Origin of the sequence: Sulfitobacter brevis, assembly GCF_900112755.1 — a bacterium.
GTDB classification, from domain to species: Bacteria; Pseudomonadota; Alphaproteobacteria; order Rhodobacterales; family Rhodobacteraceae; genus Sulfitobacter; species Sulfitobacter brevis.
Genome location: NZ_FOMW01000004.1, coordinates 69,144 through 84,818, shown reverse-complemented (window position 1 = coordinate 84,818; position 15,675 = coordinate 69,144). Strand labels below are relative to the sequence as shown.

19 protein-coding genes and 2 pseudogenes are annotated in these 15,675 nt (G+C 56.7%); 13 read left to right on the top strand and 8 right to left on the bottom strand.

All coding sequences use genetic code 11. The features are described from left to right. Positions 1-142 precede the first annotated feature (142 nt). From BM174_RS06460 to BM174_RS06415, 10 genes and pseudogenes are all read left to right on the top strand, one after another. A complete protein-coding gene (locus BM174_RS06460; RefSeq protein ID WP_218152919.1) occupies positions 143-1,276 on the top strand; it encodes a pyridoxal-phosphate-dependent aminotransferase family protein in 1,134 nt (377 codons plus the stop codon). Between the two features lie 61 nt (positions 1,277-1,337). Then, positions 1,338-2,318 (top strand): TRAP transporter substrate-binding protein, encoded by a 981-nt coding sequence (locus BM174_RS06455; RefSeq protein ID WP_093923033.1) that lies wholly within the window; start codon positions 1,338-1,340, stop codon positions 2,316-2,318. A gap of 119 nt (positions 2,319-2,437) precedes the next feature. Further along, a complete protein-coding gene (locus BM174_RS06450) occupies positions 2,438-3,004 on the top strand; it encodes a TRAP transporter small permease (protein WP_093923032.1) in 567 nt (188 codons plus the stop codon). Then, a complete protein-coding gene (locus BM174_RS06445; protein ID WP_093923031.1) occupies positions 3,004-4,284 on the top strand; it encodes a TRAP transporter large permease in 1,281 nt (426 codons plus the stop codon). The genes BM174_RS06450 and BM174_RS06445 overlap by 1 nt, the downstream gene beginning before the upstream one ends. Then, positions 4,281-5,066, top strand: a complete 786-nt coding sequence (locus BM174_RS06440) for an enoyl-CoA hydratase/isomerase family protein (RefSeq protein WP_093923030.1) — start codon at positions 4,281-4,283, stop codon at positions 5,064-5,066. Before BM174_RS06445 ends, BM174_RS06440 begins: the two co-directional genes overlap by 4 nt. Next, positions 5,063-6,268 carry a CaiB/BaiF CoA transferase family protein gene (locus tag BM174_RS06435; protein ID WP_093923029.1) on the top strand — a complete coding sequence of 402 codons (1,206 nt, stop codon included), beginning with the start codon at positions 5,063-5,065 and terminating at the stop codon, positions 6,266-6,268. The genes BM174_RS06440 and BM174_RS06435 overlap by 4 nt, the downstream gene beginning before the upstream one ends. Before the next feature lie 97 nt (positions 6,269-6,365). After that, positions 6,366-6,791 carry a GlcG/HbpS family heme-binding protein gene (locus BM174_RS06430; RefSeq protein WP_093923028.1) on the top strand — a complete coding sequence of 142 codons (426 nt, stop codon included), beginning with the start codon at positions 6,366-6,368 and terminating at the stop codon, positions 6,789-6,791. 256 nt (positions 6,792-7,047) lie between these two features. After that, positions 7,048-7,242 (top strand): annotated as a pseudogene (locus BM174_RS06425) (transposase); the annotation flags it as partial. Positions 7,243-7,246: 4 nt separating this feature from the next. Then, a complete protein-coding gene (locus BM174_RS06420; RefSeq protein ID WP_093923027.1) occupies positions 7,247-7,864 on the top strand; it encodes an adenylate/guanylate cyclase domain-containing protein in 618 nt (205 codons plus the stop codon). Further along, positions 7,839-8,363 carry a hypothetical protein gene (locus tag BM174_RS06415; protein WP_245766283.1) on the top strand — a complete coding sequence of 175 codons (525 nt, stop codon included), beginning with the start codon at positions 7,839-7,841 and terminating at the stop codon, positions 8,361-8,363. Before BM174_RS06420 ends, BM174_RS06415 begins: the two co-directional genes overlap by 26 nt. 65 nt (positions 8,364-8,428) lie before the next feature. Here the strand turns inward: BM174_RS06415 and BM174_RS21720 are convergent. The 3 genes and pseudogenes from BM174_RS21720 to BM174_RS21710 form a co-directional block, all read right to left on the bottom strand. Further along, positions 8,429-9,203 (bottom strand): annotated as a pseudogene (locus BM174_RS21720) (IS3 family transposase); the annotation flags it as partial. Beyond that, positions 9,131-9,427: a hypothetical protein gene (locus BM174_RS21715; RefSeq protein ID WP_425442332.1), complete on the bottom strand. Its 297-nt coding sequence runs from the start codon at positions 9,425-9,427 to the stop codon at positions 9,131-9,133. The pseudogene BM174_RS21720 and the gene BM174_RS21715, both read right to left, overlap by 73 nt. Continuing rightward, entirely contained in the window at positions 9,424-9,585 is a 162-nt protein-coding gene (locus BM174_RS21710) for a hypothetical protein (protein WP_425442331.1), read from the bottom strand. Before BM174_RS21710 ends, BM174_RS21715 begins: the two co-directional genes overlap by 4 nt. A 304-nt stretch (positions 9,586-9,889) precedes the next feature. On the opposite strand from BM174_RS21710, the gene BM174_RS06405 reads away from it, so the two are divergent. Beyond that, positions 9,890-10,171 carry a hypothetical protein gene (locus tag BM174_RS06405; RefSeq protein ID WP_093923025.1) on the top strand — a complete coding sequence of 94 codons (282 nt, stop codon included), beginning with the start codon at positions 9,890-9,892 and terminating at the stop codon, positions 10,169-10,171. Positions 10,172-10,342: 171 nt separating this feature from the next. Here the strand turns inward: BM174_RS06405 and BM174_RS06400 are convergent, their stop codons facing one another. Continuing rightward, positions 10,343-10,756, bottom strand: a complete 414-nt coding sequence (locus BM174_RS06400) for a SpoIIAA family protein (protein WP_093923024.1) — start codon at positions 10,754-10,756, stop codon at positions 10,343-10,345. Positions 10,757-10,941: 185 nt separating this feature from the next. Here BM174_RS06400 and BM174_RS06395 point away from each other — a divergent pair, with 185 nt between their 5' ends. Beyond that, positions 10,942-11,877 carry a DnaJ C-terminal domain-containing protein gene (locus BM174_RS06395; RefSeq protein WP_093923023.1) on the top strand — a complete coding sequence of 312 codons (936 nt, stop codon included), beginning with the start codon at positions 10,942-10,944 and terminating at the stop codon, positions 11,875-11,877. Then, complete coding sequence (locus BM174_RS06390) at positions 11,874-12,173, top strand: chaperone modulator CbpM (RefSeq protein WP_093923022.1); 300 nt, start codon at positions 11,874-11,876, stop codon at positions 12,171-12,173. Before BM174_RS06395 ends, BM174_RS06390 begins: the two co-directional genes overlap by 4 nt. A 95-nt stretch (positions 12,174-12,268) precedes the next feature. Here the strand turns inward: BM174_RS06390 and BM174_RS06385 are convergent, their stop codons facing one another. The 4 genes from BM174_RS06385 to BM174_RS06370 all read right to left on the bottom strand — a co-directional run bounded on the left by BM174_RS06385 (position 12,269) and on the right by BM174_RS06370 (position 15,512). Next, positions 12,269-13,108 carry a universal stress protein gene (locus tag BM174_RS06385; protein WP_093923021.1) on the bottom strand — a complete coding sequence of 280 codons (840 nt, stop codon included), beginning with the start codon at positions 13,106-13,108 and terminating at the stop codon, positions 12,269-12,271. Between the two features lie 220 nt (positions 13,109-13,328). Then, positions 13,329-13,685 carry a helix-turn-helix domain-containing protein gene (locus BM174_RS21565; RefSeq protein ID WP_281244840.1) on the bottom strand — a complete coding sequence of 119 codons (357 nt, stop codon included), beginning with the start codon at positions 13,683-13,685 and terminating at the stop codon, positions 13,329-13,331. A gap of 34 nt (positions 13,686-13,719) precedes the next feature. After that, positions 13,720-14,937: a copper-containing nitrite reductase gene (gene nirK, locus BM174_RS06375; RefSeq protein WP_093923020.1), complete on the bottom strand. Its 1,218-nt coding sequence runs from the start codon at positions 14,935-14,937 to the stop codon at positions 13,720-13,722. 65 nt (positions 14,938-15,002) lie between these two features. After that, positions 15,003-15,512, bottom strand: a complete 510-nt coding sequence (locus tag BM174_RS06370; RefSeq protein ID WP_342742054.1) for a pseudoazurin — start codon at positions 15,510-15,512, stop codon at positions 15,003-15,005. Positions 15,513-15,675 lie beyond the last annotated feature (163 nt).

The window sequence follows — 15,675 nt, the reverse complement described above, 5'->3', positions numbered from 1 at the left end:
AAGGGGGCAATATTTTCGATTGACATAATTTTGAATTCAAAATTAAGATTAAGCAACCAGAAAAGGATGTAGCCGTGCCAAACGCCGGTTTCATCGATAATAGCGGGGGTTTCTTGTCTTGAGAAAAGCTGGTCGTCACTTCTTGCAGATCCCGGGGCCAAGTGCTGTCCCTGACCGGATTCTAAGCGCAATTTCTCAGCAGACCATTGACCATCGTGGCCCTGACTTCGCCAAGGTTGGGCTAAAGGCACTGAACGGATTGAAAACGATCTTCAAGACAGAAGAGAACGTGTTCATCTATCCGGCGTCCGGCACCGGCGCGTGGGAAGCGGCCTTGGTCAACACCCTGTCGCCGGGTGACCGCGTTTTAATGTTTGAAACCGGACACTTTGCGACCCTTTGGAAAAAGCTCGCGGAAAAGCTCGGCCTTAAGGCAGAATTTATCGAAGGCGACTGGCGCGGTGGCGCTGATCCCGACCGGATCGAGGCCCATCTTGCCGAGGATAAGGGGCACGAGATCAAAGCGGTTTGCGTGGTTCATAACGAGACCTCGACCGGTTCCGTGTCGCCCATCGCTGCTGTGCGCAAAGCGATCGACAATGCCAAACATCCGGCCCTGTTCATGGTAGATACGATCTCGGGACTTGCCTCGCTCGACTACCAGCATGACGCCTGGGGCGTGGATGTGACGGTTTCAGGCTCCCAGAAGGGGCTCATGTTGCCGCCTGGCCTGTCCTTCAATGCAGCAAGCGCCAAGGCAATGGCGGCAAACAAGACGGCTGCACTTCAACGCTCCTATTGGGATTGGGCCGAGATGGTCGGTCCAAACAAGACCGGATACTTTCCCTACACGCCCGCGACAAACCTGCTTTACGGTTTAAACGAGGCTGTTGATATGCTGCACGAAGAGGGTTTGGATAATGTCTTTGCCCGCCACGCCCGGCACGGCGCTGCGGCGCGTGCTGCGGTCCGCCATTGGGGGCTTGAAGTGCTCTGCGCCACGCAAGGACAGGAAAGTGGCGTGCTTACGGCGGTCAAAATGCCCGACGGGCATAGCGCCGACGCATTCCGTGCTTCGACGCTGGAGCATTACGACATCTCGCTTGGCAATGGCTTGTCCAAGGTCGCTGACAAGGTGTTCCGCATCGGGCATTTGGGCGATTTCAACGATCTGATGCTTGTCGCAACGCTGGCGGGTGTCGAAATGGGACTGAAGAAAGCGGATGTGCCCCACGAGGAGGGTGGGGTGCAAGCCGCGATGCAGATGCTTGCCTGAGATTGGCTGGCATCTAAGGGCGGCGGCCTGAAATAAACGCGAAACTCTGGGAGGAGAAACCATGAAAGTGATTACAAGACTTCTGGCGGCCACAGCGGTCGCGGGCATGGCAACCGCTGTGTCGGCGGCTGATATGACGATGAAGTTCGGCCATGTCGGTGCGCCGGGCTCGCTTTTCGAAGCCACGGCAGAAAACTTTGCCGAATGCGTTAACACGTCGATGACCGACAAGGTCGAAATGCAGACCTTTGGATCGTCCCAGTTGGGCAACGACAAGGAAATGCTGCAAAAGCTTAAACTGGCGCAGATGGACTTTTCGCTGCCCTCGTCGATCATGTCTTCGGTTGACGATTCCTTCGGTATTTTCGAAATGCCCTACATCATCACCAGCCGGGAGCATATGCGCCGCGTGCAGGATGAGATGATGGATGTGTTCCAGACTGCGGCCAACGCAAACGGCTATCACATCGTCGGGTTGGCCGAAAACGGCTTCCGCCACATCACCAATAACGTCCGGCCGATTAACGTGCCTACGGATCTCGAAGGGATCAAGCTGCGTACGCCGAACGGTGTCTGGCGCTTGAAGATGTTCCAGGAGTATGGCGCTAACCCGACGCCGATGGCATTTTCGGACGTGTTCACGGCGTTGCAAACCGGCGTGATCGACGGTCAGGAAAACCCCTATGCGCAGATCGCTTCGGCCAAGTTTCAAGAAGTGCAGAAGTATCTCTCGATCACTGGCCACGTCTATACGCCTGCCTATATTCTGACGTCCAAAAAGAAGTTCGACAGCCTGCCGGAGGATATTCAGGCTGGCCTGACCGACTGCGCCAACAAGACGCAGGATTTCACCTATGAAACCGCCGCCGAGATGGAGAGCGTCTTGCTCAAAGAGATCGAGGATGCGGGGGTGGAAGTGAATACCGCCGACAAAGCCGCCTTCATCGAGGCGTCCAAGCCGATCTACAAGCAGTTCGCCGACGAAGTCGACGGCGCGCAAGAGATGATCGATAAAGTGTTGGGCTTGGGTCAGTCGGGCTGATCTCGGACAGGCGGCAGGGACATCCTGCCGCCTTATCTTATTCTTTTTAATGCTCATCCACCGCTTTGGCGTGCGTCTTTCGTGCGACCTGTCGGGGTGATGCCAACAGGTCTGGCCTAATGGAACATGCTTCGTACCCCGTGCTGTCGCGCCTTAACCGGCTGGTCAGCCAGATCCTTGAATGGATCACCATTGGGCTGATGATCTTGCTGACGGTGGTTGTCAGCGTTGCCGTGATTGCGCGCCTGATGGGCGAAAGCTTCTCTTGGTATGACGAGATCGCGGCCATCATGCTGGCATGGATCACCTATTACGGCAGCGCACTTGCTGCTTTGCACCGCCGCCATATCGGCTTTGACACCGTCCTGCTGGCGATGCCGCGCGGCTTGCGAATTGCGGCGCTTTTGGCAGGTGAACTGATTGTCCTGACCTTCTTCTTTCTCATGGCACGCGCCGGGCTTCAGGTGCTTGAGGTGCTGGCCGGTGACACGCTGGTTTCACTGCGCTGGATGCCGGTGCAATTCACCCAGTCTGTCATCCCGATCGGCGCCGTTCTCTTTATGCTGGGCCAACTTTTGAGTTTGCCTGCCTATCTCAAGCTGACTTCTGAGGGAATTTCGCTGGAACATGCGGAAATCGAGGAAGAAGTCGAAACCGAACTCGAAAAGAACAAGGATCGCATCTGATGCTGATGGGTGCCATTTTTCTGGCGATGCTGGTTATGATCTGCATCAATATCCCGATTGCCGTAGCGCTTGCCATGTGCGGCGTGCTTGGCCTGCTCGCCACCGAAGGGTCTGGCAGCTTGGTAACCATCGCGCTCGATATGTACGATGGCTCGACCAAGTTCTCGCTGATCGCGATCCCGATGTTCGTCCTTGCCGGTGCCATTATGAACGCGGGCGGCATAACCGACCGCCTGATCAACTTTGTCTCCGCGATTATCGGTTTCATCCGGGGCGGTTTGGCGATGGTTAATATCGGCGTGTCGCTGTTTTTCGCCGAAATCTCCGGATCGGCTGTGGCGGATGTCGCGGCGATGGGGTCAATTCTGATCCCGCAGATGAAAAAACGCGGCTACAGCAAGGAATTTTCAGCCGCCGTTACCTCGTCCTCGGCCTCGCTCGCCATTATCATTCCTCCGTCGATCCCGATGATCCTCTACGCGGCCTCTGCCAACACCTCGGTTGAACAACTATTTGTCGCAGGCTTGGTGCCGGGCATTTTGGGGGCTGGCGGCTTAATCCTCGTCGCGTATTTCTTTGCCAAGCGGTACAATTTTCCCACCGAAGCCGCCTTCAGCATGGCGCGCTTGCGCGAAACTTTCGTAGATGCCCTGCCAGCTTTCACCCTGCCGGTAATCATTCTCGGCGGTATCTTTGGCGGCTATGTCACCGCGACCGAAGCTGCGGGTCTTGCGGTGATTGCATCGCTCGCCGTGTCGGCTTGGTACGGCAACCTCAACATGCGCCACCTGCGCCGCGCCATGCTCGACGGCGGTATGCAGACAGCGGTCGTGATGCTTTTGGTCGCGGCCTCGGTGCTGATGGGGGGCTTTTTGACCCGTGCGCAGATACCACAGCAACTGGCCGAAAGCATTCTTTCGGTCACGACCCAGCAATGGGCGATCCTGCTGATCCTGAACTTCTTTTTCCTGATTATCGGCTTCTTCCTGCATTCGGCCGCTGCGATCATTCTGGTGATCCCGATCGTTATTCCGCTGATCACCGCGGCTGGCATTGATCCGGTGCATTTCGGGTTGGTCGTGACCTTGAACCTCGCCATCGGACAACAGACGCCACCCGTGGCTTCGGTGCTGATCACGGCCTGTTCGGTGGCCCGCGCCAATATCTGGGAGGTGTCAAAGGTCAATATCTGGTTCGTCGGCGTGCTGTTGGCGGTCCTGATGATCTGCACCTACGTTCCGGCCGTTCCGATGTTCCTTGTGGAGTATTTCTACCGATGATCTCTGAGACCCCCGACCTCTCTGAGGAACTGCGCAACGGCGTGCTCTGGATCACATTCCAGCGCCCTGAAACCCGCAACGCGCTGACCTTTGCGATGTACGAACGCCTCGCCGCTCTTTGCTTGGAAATGCCAACCGACGGTTCGGTACGCGCCGTAGTGATCTCTGGCTCAGGGGGGAAGGCCTTCGCTGCAGGCACCGATATGACCCAATTTCGCGCTTTCGAGACAGCACAAGATGCACTGGACTATGAGCACCGCATTGATGCCGTACTTCAGGCTGTCGAGCGCTGTCCAGTGCCGACAATTGCCGCAATCAACGGCGCGTGCACGGGCGGGGGTGGTTCGATCGCAGCGGCCTGCGATATCCGGATCGCCTCCGCCAGCCTCAAATACGGCTTTCCCATTGCACGCACGCTGGGCAATTGTCTCGCGGCGGGCAACCTTGCGCGGCTGTCGGAGCTGATTGGGGCAGGGCGGGTTCGTGAGCTCATATTCACGGCGCGTCTGATCGAGGCGAACGAGGCGTTGCGTGTCGGGCTTGTCAGTGAAGTCCTGCCCGACGAGGCCAGCTTGATGACGCGGGCGGAAGCGCTTGCTGATCTCGTGGGATCGATGGCGCCGCTGACCCTGCGCGCCACCAAGGAGGCCATGCGCCGCACCCGCGCGGCTACGGTGGTAGACGATTCCGATCTCATCACCATGTGCTATATGAGCGAAGATTTCCGCAACGGCATCGAGGCCTTTCTGGGCAAGCGCAAACCGGAATGGAGCGGCAAATGAGCACCTCATCAGGACCCCTAAAGGGGCTGCGCGTGATCGAACTGGCACATATTATGGCAGGGCCGGTGTGTGGCATGATGTTGGCCGATATGGGCGCCGACGTGATCAAGGTCGAAAAACCGACCGGCGACGATAGCCGAAGGTTTGTGCCGCCCGAGATCGAAGGCGAAGCGGCTGCCTTTATGATGATGAACCGCAACAAGCGCGGCATCGCCCTGAACCTCAAAGACCCCGATGCGCTGGAAATCCTGCGCCGACTGCTGGCCAAAGCGGACGTGGTTATCGAGAACTATCGCAAAGGCACGATGGAAAAGCTCGGCTTGTCCTACGAAGAACTGGCGAAGGTTAATCCGCGCCTCATTTACTGCGAAATTTCGGGGTTTGGGCGCACTGGCCCCTATGCGGAGCGCGGCGGCTTTGATCTGATAGCGCAAGGCATGGCCGGGCTGATGTCGATTACCGGCGAGGGCCCCGGACGCCCGCCGGTTAAAGTCGCGGCGCCAATTTCTGACATCAACGCGGGCATACTAGCGGCGATGGGTGTCTGCGCGGCATATGCGAATGTGTTGCAGACTGGCCTTGGCCAAAAGGTCGATACTTCCCTGTTCGAGGCCGCAATCGTGCAGACCTATTGGCAATCGGCGATTGCCTTTGCAACTGGCGACAAACCCGAACCGCTCGGGTCTGCACACCCCCTTAACGCACCTTATCAGGCATTCCAGACCAGCGACGGCTGGATCAACGTCGGTGCCGCAAACCAGAGCAACTGGTTGCGGTTTCTCGGGGTTATCGGGGCACCCGAACTGAATGAAGATGCAAGGTTCGCGTCGAATGCCGAGCGCATTCGCAATTTGCCTGCGTTGGTCGATATCTTGAACGGATACCTCTCGCAGGAGACAACCGAAACGTGGCTGGATCGCATGGAAAAGGCGGCGCTGCCAGCCGGACCGGTTAACGACATCTTGCAGATGCACGCGGATCCGCAGGCGCGGGCGCGGGACATGATCGTTGAACTGGATCACCCCACAGCCGGGAAGGTTGAAACCTTGGGGCATCCGGTGAAATTCAGCCGAACCCCCGGTAGCGTCGAACGCGCATCCCCGCTGCTGGGAGAGCATACGAAGGAGGTTCTGTCCCAGCTCGGCTTTAACAGCAGTGAAATAGACGCTTTGATAAAGTCGCAGGCGGTGATTGGCGCCTGATCGTCATAATCTCGGCGCACACGAAACAACGGCCAATGGTCGCGCTACCGTCACATGCATTTCGGCACATCAATGAACGCAAGGCAGGGAAAAAGCCATGAACGTCAGCCTTGATCAGGCGCAAGCCATCGTAAAACATTGCCTCGATTGGCGCAAAACGAACGGGCTGAAGCCGTTGACGATCGCTGTTCTGGACAGCGGAGGGTATCTGGTGGCGCTCTCAAGAGAGAACGGCACCAGTAATTTGAGGCCGGAAATTGCTCGAGGCAAAGCGCGCGGTGCAGTGGCGATGGGGCTGGGATCGCGTGCGCTATTCGAAAGGGCCAAGGCGGAACCGTTCTTCATTCAAGCAATGAACGCGCTTTCGCAAGGCTCATTGGTGCCGGTTGCCGGCGGCGTCTTGATAAAAAAGGATGGTGTCATTGTTGGAGCGGTTGGCGTTACAGGCGATAGTTCAGACAACGACGAGGCCTGCGCAATTTCAGCGATCGAGAAGGCTGGTTTTGTCGCGGACGGTGGCTGATAGGCTGTAGTTCCACCCCTCAGAGAGGGCGAATTCTGTTTAAAAATTGTTTTTGATTTAAAGGTCCGCCCCTGAATCAATTTCCTTGTGAATTTAGGGAGACTGGGAGGAACGCCGAGTAGAAGCGTTCTGCTTGTGCGATGTCTTCTGCTCCAACAGTGACGTAAGCAATCATATTGTGTCTTCCTGAATCGCCCGGAGTTTTTCGGAGACCATCAACTTAAGTAAGGAAGATGGTCTCCGACAAAAAAGCGAAATGGCAAATCGCTACTCGCCAGAGGTCCGGGCACCTGCGGTCCGGATGGTGTTTGAGCATCAAGGTTCATACGAAACGCAGGCGGGCGCGATTGCGGTCATTGCACCCAAGATCGGCTGTATTCCCCAGACTTTGAGCGAATGGGTCAAGCAGGCTGAGAAAGACAGCGGCATGCGGGCTGGCGTGACAAAAGAGGTGATTGCTGCGCGCCAGACCAACATGTTGCGGTTATTTCGATAAGACAATCGGGGACGGTTTCCTTGCCGTCTTCGGCGTGCAGGGCGTGGAGGCCTGCGCGCTGCGCGCCGTGGCCGCAGCCCTCGAAATTCTTGCGGCAGTCGACCTTGCCCGTCCGGTCATGCGTCGGCTATACGGGATCGACTTTTCCGGCCGCATTGGCTTGCATTACGGTGAGGCGCTCATCGGTGCCTTAGGACCACCGGGGGTAGATCGGCTCACGGTCGTCGGAGACGTGGCGAACATCGCTAGCCGGGTCGAACAGGCCAACAAAGAAGCCGGAAACAATTTGTTGACCAACGAAGAGCTTTTCGCCGAGGTTCAGGGCGACGTCATATCGCCTGATTTCCTCCGCGTCAGTATCCGGGGCGCATCGGCACGGCGCACACTTTATGAGATCGCAGAACTGACCGAAGAGGCTAAGGTCCGTGTGGCCCATTTGATCACGACCCCTTTATCCGATCTGCCTGGGCGACGTTGGATGCGGCTGCTCGCGTCCGGAACGCATCGCAATACTTGGTGGCGGAACACAAGCGAGGAGCCATGCAGATGCAATGCGCAGGCTATACCCAGCCGCTGAATTAGTGATCTGGTCCCGCTCGAACGGCGTAGAGATCGCCGAGCGGCTAGGAGCAACTTATGCTGCAACAGTTGAAGATGCTGCCAGAAACGCACAGGTGATTTGCACAGTGACTGGAGCAACTACACCAATTCTCGATGCTAGGAATGTAGCGCCGGGCACCCATATCAACGCGGTTGGAGCCAGCCGCCCTGTAGCTCGGGAAATTGCAGGGGACCTCGTCGCGATTTCTAAGCTTGTGGTCGACTCACGCGCGCAAGCTGAAACTGAGTGTGGAGAATTACTGTTGGCTAGATCGGAGAAGGCCATCGCCATCGATTATCCAATCGTCGAACTGCAAGACATCTTAGCCAAAACCCATCCTGGGCGTATGAGCGAACAGGAAATCACCATTTTCAAGTCACTCGGAATAGCTGCGGAGGACCTCGCGTTGGGCAAAGAAATTATAAAACTAGCCCGCGCACGAAGTATCGGAGTTGAGGTTGAAATTGGCAACTGATATCTGAAGCGGTCCTGCTTTTTAGGACAGGTTTGCGGCTCAGCTAAGATGTAATCTGGTTGGTTTCATGCGGCCTTCTGCGTCCGTTCTGTTGAGAAGAATGCGTCGTCGGGTGATCGTTTGTCGAGAGCGGTGTGAGGCCGCTCGATGTTGTAGAAGCTGATCCAATCTTTGATAACGCGTTTGGCTTGGAACCCGTCCTGCAATTCATGCAAGTATACGGCCTCCTGTTTGAGGGACCGCCACAGCCGTTCGATGAAGATGTTGTCGAGATAACGGCCACGCCCATCCATCGATATTTTGACTTCAGCCTCAGTCAAAGTGGTGATCCAGGCTGAACCTGTGAACTGCGATCCTTGATCGGTATTCATTATCTCGGGCTTGCCATATTTTGTGATGGCTTCTTTCATTGCCTCGACACAAAAGCTGGCATCCAATGTGTTCGACAGCCGCCATGCCAGCACCTTGCGCGTCGCCCAGTCCATGATCGCCACCAGATATAAGAAACCACGTCGCAGGGGGATATAAGAAACCACGTCGCAGGGGGATGTAAGTAATGTCACTGCACCAAACATGATTGGGTCGCGTGATCGGCAGCTTTCTCAGCAGGTAGGGATAAATGCGATGCTGAGGATGCTTCTTGCCCCCTCTCACACATGCTTTGCATGTGCTGCCGGGCAGCGGGTGTTCGGGCCTTTGTAGATGGCCTGTAGCCCCCTCTCGGGACATCGCTTTGCGATGCCCTGCCGGCCAAGGCATGATACCCATCAAGCGGCGCACACGATGCCGACCTGCATGGAACCCATTTCTGGGCAAATAAGCTGCGATCTGGCGACTGCCCACTGCCCGACAGGGTTATGCGCAGCATGATCCCGAAAGGGAAAGAACGGGTATTTCGTGAAGACCCGATCAATCTCGTTCATCAATTCCAGCGTCTCAGCATTCACACCGACCGGCGTAAAATAAAGCGACGACCGGCTAATCTTCAGCAACTTGCACTGCTTGGTCAGGCTCAGTTCTGTGCGGTCAGCGTTGATCAGCGCCTTGCGTTCGGTCGGGCTCATCGCTTTAGCCCTTGTGACAAAAAAACGTTTTCGACCGCCAGCTTTCCGATCTTGGCGTGAAGTTCTTTGACCTCAGCTTCGTTATCTTCGGCCCGCCGGACCTTATCGGAAAGTACCCCGGTCAGCCCATCAATGGCCTGTCGCTTCCACGTCGTCACCTGCGTTGCCTCTCAGTGTTTGCATGCAAACACTTGCCGGTATTAGATGAAACTTGTGCTTCGCTGCAATCTCTTGCGCGATCTTGTCACCACGCAGCGTCTCGAGCGCCACAGTAGCTTTGCACTTGTCTGGAAAACTGCGTCTCATGGTCATTGGTGTTTCCTGTCTTCAAGGTTGGATACATCTTAGCACGCTGTCCAGTTTTGCCGGACCATTTCAGCGCTGACGGGGCCTGAAAATCAAGCCTATGTCACCCGCATCTTGCGCAATTTGGATGCCTCCTCATCGCGGCTGGACCAGGCAATGACCGATTTCTCGCAGATCAGCCGAACCGTTGGTGATGCGACAGACCAGGTATCCTTGTTCACGGGCAAGCTGGACAGCATCGGCGCTGCGGTCGCAATAACACTGGAGAATGGCAACACGGCCTTGGCCTCGGCGCAGCGCACCTTTGAATCTGCCGACGCCGCGCTGATGGCATCCGGCCCAGTAATTGACAGCGTTGAAAAGACGTTCACCGAAGCCCAGACCATCCTGCGCGACACCCTCCCGCAAATGCTCAATCAGATCGCGGCGGTCGGGTAATCAGCACGCGCAACTTTGAACAAGCGGCGCACACGGCGAATGATAGCCCTACAGCGATCGTATCCGCGTTTCAGGCGGTGCTGGATCAACTCTTACCTGCGATGGCGGATTGGGTTTTGCAGAGCGCGTGAGGTGACGGCGGTGTATGCGGGTCATGATCTTTACGGTGCCTTAAACGGGAAAGTTCTCTTCTTCCGGCACATTATCGTCCTGCCGCGCGTCGGCATTGAGCCAAGCCTCAGCAGCCTTAGCATCGGAAAGTGCAAAACTTTTAATCTTCAGGGACGGGATCACCGCGCCCTCCAACTCCGACGCCATTCGGATCCACGCCGTGTCCGAGAGCACGGCACATCTGTCGAACTTTTTGATCAGCGGCAGTAGTTGCGGCATGCGCTGCAATTCAATCGCCATTGCGCCCAAGGTCGGCATCGCAAAATCACTGATCCGGTAGAAGAGCTTGCCGTGGACGATGTCTTTGCTCACTTCGACAATCGCGTCGAGCGCTGCGGACATTTCATCTGCATCCAGAGCACCGGATAAGCTGATGTCGACACGGTCGGTTGATGGTTTCGATACGTTCAGCATTTTCTCTATCCTTCTGTTTGATGCTGAAAATTATGCGCAGTTTAACGGCTGCGGTTATTGATGCAGGTCAACACCTTCGCAGGTGTTGCCGGGCAATATTAGGCAGCCCGGTTTGATAAAGATCAACGCCGGCCCTAAATTCCGTGGTAGTTTGAGATCACACTGGATGATTGGACAATCGGCAGATGGAATTCAAAGATTACTATAAGGCGTTGGGTCTGGCCCGAGAGGCGAGCGCGGACGACATCAAGAAAGCGTTCCGCAAAGCGGCGCGCAAGTATCACCCTGATATTAACACAGATGCGGGGACCGAGGCAAAATTTAAAGAAGTGAACGAGGCCTATGAGGTTCTAAAAGACCCCGAGCGCCGCGCGGCCTATGATCAGCTGGGGAAAGAACCTCCCCAAGCGCAGGGCGGTTTTCGGCCCCCGCCGGACTGGGACAGTAATTATTCCTTCTCGGACGGCGGCCCGCAAGGCGAAGCGGATTTCAGCGATTTCTTCGAGACGCTGTTTCGCCGCGAAGGGGGGCAATCGGCGCGAATGCGGCCCCAGCAGGGCGCTGATAGCCACGGGCGTATCGAGATCTCGATTGAGGAGGCCTATCTCGGCGGTGAACGCACACTGAGTCTGCGAACGCCCGTTGTCGGCCCCAATGGCACAGTGTCCCAGCAGGACCGAAAAATCTCCGTGAAGGTGCTAAAAGGCATCGCTCAGGGCCAGCATATCAGGCTTGCAGGTCAAGGCGGGCAGGGCAGCGGTGGTGCGGGTGATCTGTTTCTCGAGGTCGTCTTTGCGCCACATCCCGTCTATCGGCCGGACGGCAAAGACCTCTATCTGGATTTGCCGATCGCGCCATGGGAGGCCGCTCTCGGCGCTCATGTGGTCATGCCCATACCGGGCGGCAAGGTCGATCTGCGTATCCCTGAAAATGCGCGGTCCGGCCAGAAAATGCGCCTCAAGGGAAAGGGGCTGCCCGGTGCACCGGCGGGCGATATCTATGCCACCCTGAAGATCGTCAATCCAAAGGTCACAACCGAACAGGCGCGTGCTTTCTTTGAGCAGATGGCCGAGAAAATGCCGTTTGATCCGCGCGCCCATCTTGGAGGGAACGGGAGATGAAACAGACCAGATCGCACAGCGATATCGTTGATGCCCTGTCTTTGCAGGATCTGTGCCGCTTTTGTCAGGCCGAGGAGACTTGGGTAATAGAGCTGGTGGATTACGGAGTGTTGGAGCCCGTGGGCAGCTCCCGCGGCAACTGGCGCTTTGTCGGAGCCAGCATTGCGCGGGCTAAAAAGGCCCAAAGGCTCAAGCGGGACCTTGGCATCAACACAGCAGGCGTCGCGCTCGTGCTGGAGCTGCTGGAAGAGCGCGATCATATCCTGCGCCGACTGGCGCAACATGAGGCGCTTTAAGCGCGGTGTCCGAACCGCCTGTAACGGGAAGGGCGCGCCCGCGCGCGACTTCTGCCGGACCAATCACTGAACTGGTCCGGCAACGTGTCGCGCTGTTACTTACTGAACAACACAGGCAGTTTTTGATCCCGCAGCAGCGCGTAGGACGTGGCGCCGAGGACAAAATCATACGTCCGCGAGTGGCCAAAAGCGCCAGTGACAATCAAGTCCGCGCCTTTTTCAAATGCCGCCTTGTTGAGCACGTCGGCAATGCTGTGCCCTTCGGTATTGCGGTATTCCAAAGTGGTTTTCAGTCCGTGCCGTGCAAACATCGTCACGATGTCTAAAGCGTCACCATCGGTCATCGGGTCCTTTGGCGCGGTGCCGACACGCAAAACGGTCAGATTTGCGCCCGCATCGGCGACCCCCAGCATATCATGGGCAGCACGCGCCGCTTCTCTGGTGTCGCTCCAACCAAGCAGCATATTGGCTCCGATCTCGGGGCCGTCATAGCCCAATGGCACGACGATCACGGGCCGCCCGCTTTCGCGGATCACCTCAACCTGCGCATGGCGTTGATCAACACGGTCATTCTCGCGGTCCTCATGCGCCATGATCACAAGGTCAGCGGCGCGGGCGCTTTCGACCATCCGCTCGTTGGCGGAAACTGCCTCGGCGCGGATCAGGCGAAATTCGCTTACGAAGTCTTCGTTTTTGGTGTGTTTGGTAAAGATCTCCTTGATCGCTTCGGATTCCTTTTTCTGGCTGTCGTTAAAGGCCGCGAAGGTTGTTTCAGGGATGTGCATGGCGATGCCGGGATAGACCAGCAAGGCTTCGATTGTATGAAAGCCCACCAGATGCGCGCTATGTTTGCGCGCCATTGGGACGGCAACCTTCAGGAGCGTTTCAGTGTTCTCCGGCGTGGTCAGACAGACCATTATTGTCTTGATACCCATGGTCGCGTTCCTCTTTATCCGCTTGGTTTGGCATGGGGCTAGGTTAGCAGGGTCTGCGGCCAGCCTAATTGATCCCGGTCAATAAATATCAACATGGCTGGTATGACCTGCCTTCTGGGCCGGGAGGCTCTATCTCCGGCGGGATATTAACCACGCGCGCCAAGGCCGCAGAGGATGTGGTTCCCGGCGCCTTTATCTCAGCTCGGCTGCATGAGCGCTGTTAACGGGCATCGCCCCGCGCCAAGCCGTTCAGGGCTGTCGGGCGCTGAATGATCACCGTATGATTGTTGTCGATGGCAATGATCTTGCTTTTGCGCGGCGGGGTGAACGTCCGGCTGATGGTCTGGGTGGTCAGCCCTAGAAAATCGGCAATGTCGACATTGGCAGGGTCACGCTGTGGTAGCGCCAAATAACTTTGGCGCAGATCACCTGTCACCGACTTCTTCATGTCGTACTGCGCTTCGGTCAAAAATTGATCGCCTGGCGAAAGATTGCGCGTCGTGACGAACCGGGCAAGCATGGTGGCGCTGGCATGGCCGAGCAGGTCGTCGATGCAGGCAAAAACACAAAGTTTCACCTCCAGACCCGTCAGAAGGCTGTGGCGATGTAACTCAGGTTTCCATTGTTCGGGGTGCGACCACTTGTTCCATCAGCGCATTGTTCCATTCTCCGCCGACATTAAAATGCGCCGTGGCCCCTAAAAGCGCGCCTTCGATGAGGTTGTGGTTCACGTACGCGTAAACCCCCGGCTGCTCAAACGTATACATGGCGGCTACGGCGCTGCCGCCGCGGACGAACCAGGTTTCCATCTCTGTCAGTGGCGGGTCGGAGAAGGAACTTTCCCAGACATACGCGCCATGTCCTCCAATCAGGTGTGGACGGCTGTCGCGATTGCATTGGTTGTGGATCATCAGCAAGGTCTGACCAACCTCGGCGGTAATTGCTCGGTTACCGGTGAGTGCGCCGACAGCCCCATTGAAGACGACGTGAGTAGGGGTGAGGGTGCGCATAGCGGCAAGGGAATCTGCGTAATCTTCCCCAGCGTCGCGATAAGTCCGGTAGGTGCCATTTTCATCCATTGGCAGGTAATAGTCCTGTTCCCCGATATAGGCGATCTTGTCGTAGGGCAAAGCATTGCGATCACGGTCTTTCAGGCCATCGCGCGGCAGCACCATAACGGCGCCATTCATGCCGTGGCAGACGTGATAGGGGATCATCGCGCCACCGGGCGCACAGTGGTAGGTGAAGCATCCGGCTTTCGTCGCCTTCCAGCGCAGGACGGTCTCTTCGCCCGGGTAAATATGGGTCAGCGCACCGCCCCCCAATGCGCCGGTCGAGGCGTGAAAGTCGATGTTGTGTTCCAGAACGTTACGCGTATGGCTCCTGAGTGTGAGTTCGACATAGTCGCCCTGATGGACGATGATCAGAGGGCCGGGGACCGAACCGTTGTATGTCATCGCCCAGATCGACGCGCCGGTATCCTCATCGACTACCATCAGGCGTTCATCGACGGTCAGTTCGATTTCGACGATTTTCGGCGCACCTTTTGCGATCTGATCGTGCTCTGGCGCGTAGGGCGGCCTGACAAGATGCTGCTGTATACGCTCATATCCCGACAGGTCGACTGGCTCTGCTTTGGCCATTTGTTGTGCTTGGGCCTGTACGAACGCATTGTCCGGCATGCGCATGGTCGGCGGCGACACCCTGCTGTGCATCGGGCCGGCAGAGGCGAATGTGCCCGTTATCGCCGCTGCTCCGGCCAATGCAGTTCCCTTTAAAACGTTGCGGCGGCTGGTGTTGATTGTCCCGGCGTTCATGTCATGTACCATTGTGTGTTCCTTAAGATTGGATCTGGAAGTACCGGGGCGTCGTCTATGCACCCACGCGGATGAGATCAGAGAGCTTCAAGCTGTGCGGCTAGTCGTGTTTTCGCACGCGGAGGCAGGCGTCCTTCGAGGTATCCCTCGGGCGGGATCTCGTCCGTGCCGACAGCAATGGTCATCACCATCCCCATTGCGAAGTGAGGTAGGCATTTAACTGCATAGAAGCCCTCAACATCCAACTGGACCTCGATTTCTTCGTTGATCTTTCCCTGAAAGGGCTCAGCCCCATCGGGGATCATGCCGCTGATTATTTCCGCGTTATGTCCCTTGTCGGTTGCGATGAACTTGACTGTGTCACCGGGGGCAATCCGCAAGAAGGCGGGTTCGAACACCATTGTGTCCGTGCCGCTCCTATTGAGCATCTGCACTTCGTAAGACCCGGCGAAAGCACTCCCGGCAAGCAACGCACCTGTTGCGAGACCAATAATAAGTTCTTTGAGCATTTCGAATACCTTCCAAGTTTGACTTTCAACACAACGATAGGCAGTCGATGCAAAGCCACGTTGATCTAGCTCAAGCATTTAAGAGATTTTTTAAATGGGCTCGTAGTCCGATGCGTAGCCGCGGCCATCGCCCGGCACCGCGAAAGAAAATCGGGAGAACCAGTGATGAAAAAGGTTAGTGATATCTTGCACTTTCCTTTAAACGCATGAAGCGGACACATGGGCCTTCGCAAATTGGCGC

What these genes read in the sequence shown, in the direction of transcription:
- BM174_RS06395 (WP_093923023.1), top strand. Translation starts at nt 10,942, where the DNA reads ATGGAATTCAAAGATTACTATAAGGCGTTGGGTCTGGCCCGAGAGGCG.
- BM174_RS06440 (WP_093923030.1), top strand. Translation starts at nt 4,281, where the DNA reads ATGATCTCTGAGACCCCCGACCTCTCTGAGGAACTGCGCAACGGCGTG.
- BM174_RS06370 (WP_342742054.1), bottom strand. Translation starts at nt 15,512, where the DNA reads ATGCTTGAGCTAGATCAACGTGGCTTTGCATCGACTGCCTATCGTTGT.
- BM174_RS06435 (WP_093923029.1), top strand. Translation starts at nt 5,063, where the DNA reads ATGAGCACCTCATCAGGACCCCTAAAGGGGCTGCGCGTGATCGAACTG.
- BM174_RS21715 (WP_425442332.1), bottom strand. Translation starts at nt 9,427, where the DNA reads ATGAGCCCGACCGAACGCAAGGCGCTGATCAACGCTGACCGCACAGAA.
- BM174_RS06400 (WP_093923024.1), bottom strand. Translation starts at nt 10,756, where the DNA reads ATGCTGAACGTATCGAAACCATCAACCGACCGTGTCGACATCAGCTTA.
- BM174_RS06405 (WP_093923025.1), top strand. Translation starts at nt 9,890, where the DNA reads ATGACCGATTTCTCGCAGATCAGCCGAACCGTTGGTGATGCGACAGAC.
- BM174_RS06390 (WP_093923022.1), top strand. Translation starts at nt 11,874, where the DNA reads ATGAAACAGACCAGATCGCACAGCGATATCGTTGATGCCCTGTCTTTG.
- BM174_RS06430 (WP_093923028.1), top strand. Translation starts at nt 6,366, where the DNA reads ATGAACGTCAGCCTTGATCAGGCGCAAGCCATCGTAAAACATTGCCTC.
- BM174_RS06455 (WP_093923033.1), top strand. Translation starts at nt 1,338, where the DNA reads ATGAAAGTGATTACAAGACTTCTGGCGGCCACAGCGGTCGCGGGCATG.
- BM174_RS06450 (WP_093923032.1), top strand. Translation starts at nt 2,438, where the DNA reads ATGGAACATGCTTCGTACCCCGTGCTGTCGCGCCTTAACCGGCTGGTC.
- nirK (WP_093923020.1), bottom strand. Translation starts at nt 14,937, where the DNA reads ATGGTACATGACATGAACGCCGGGACAATCAACACCAGCCGCCGCAAC.
- BM174_RS06385 (WP_093923021.1), bottom strand. Translation starts at nt 13,108, where the DNA reads ATGGGTATCAAGACAATAATGGTCTGTCTGACCACGCCGGAGAACACT.
- BM174_RS06445 (WP_093923031.1), top strand. Translation starts at nt 3,004, where the DNA reads ATGCTGATGGGTGCCATTTTTCTGGCGATGCTGGTTATGATCTGCATC.
- BM174_RS06415 (WP_245766283.1), top strand. Translation starts at nt 7,839, where the DNA reads ATGCGCAGGCTATACCCAGCCGCTGAATTAGTGATCTGGTCCCGCTCG.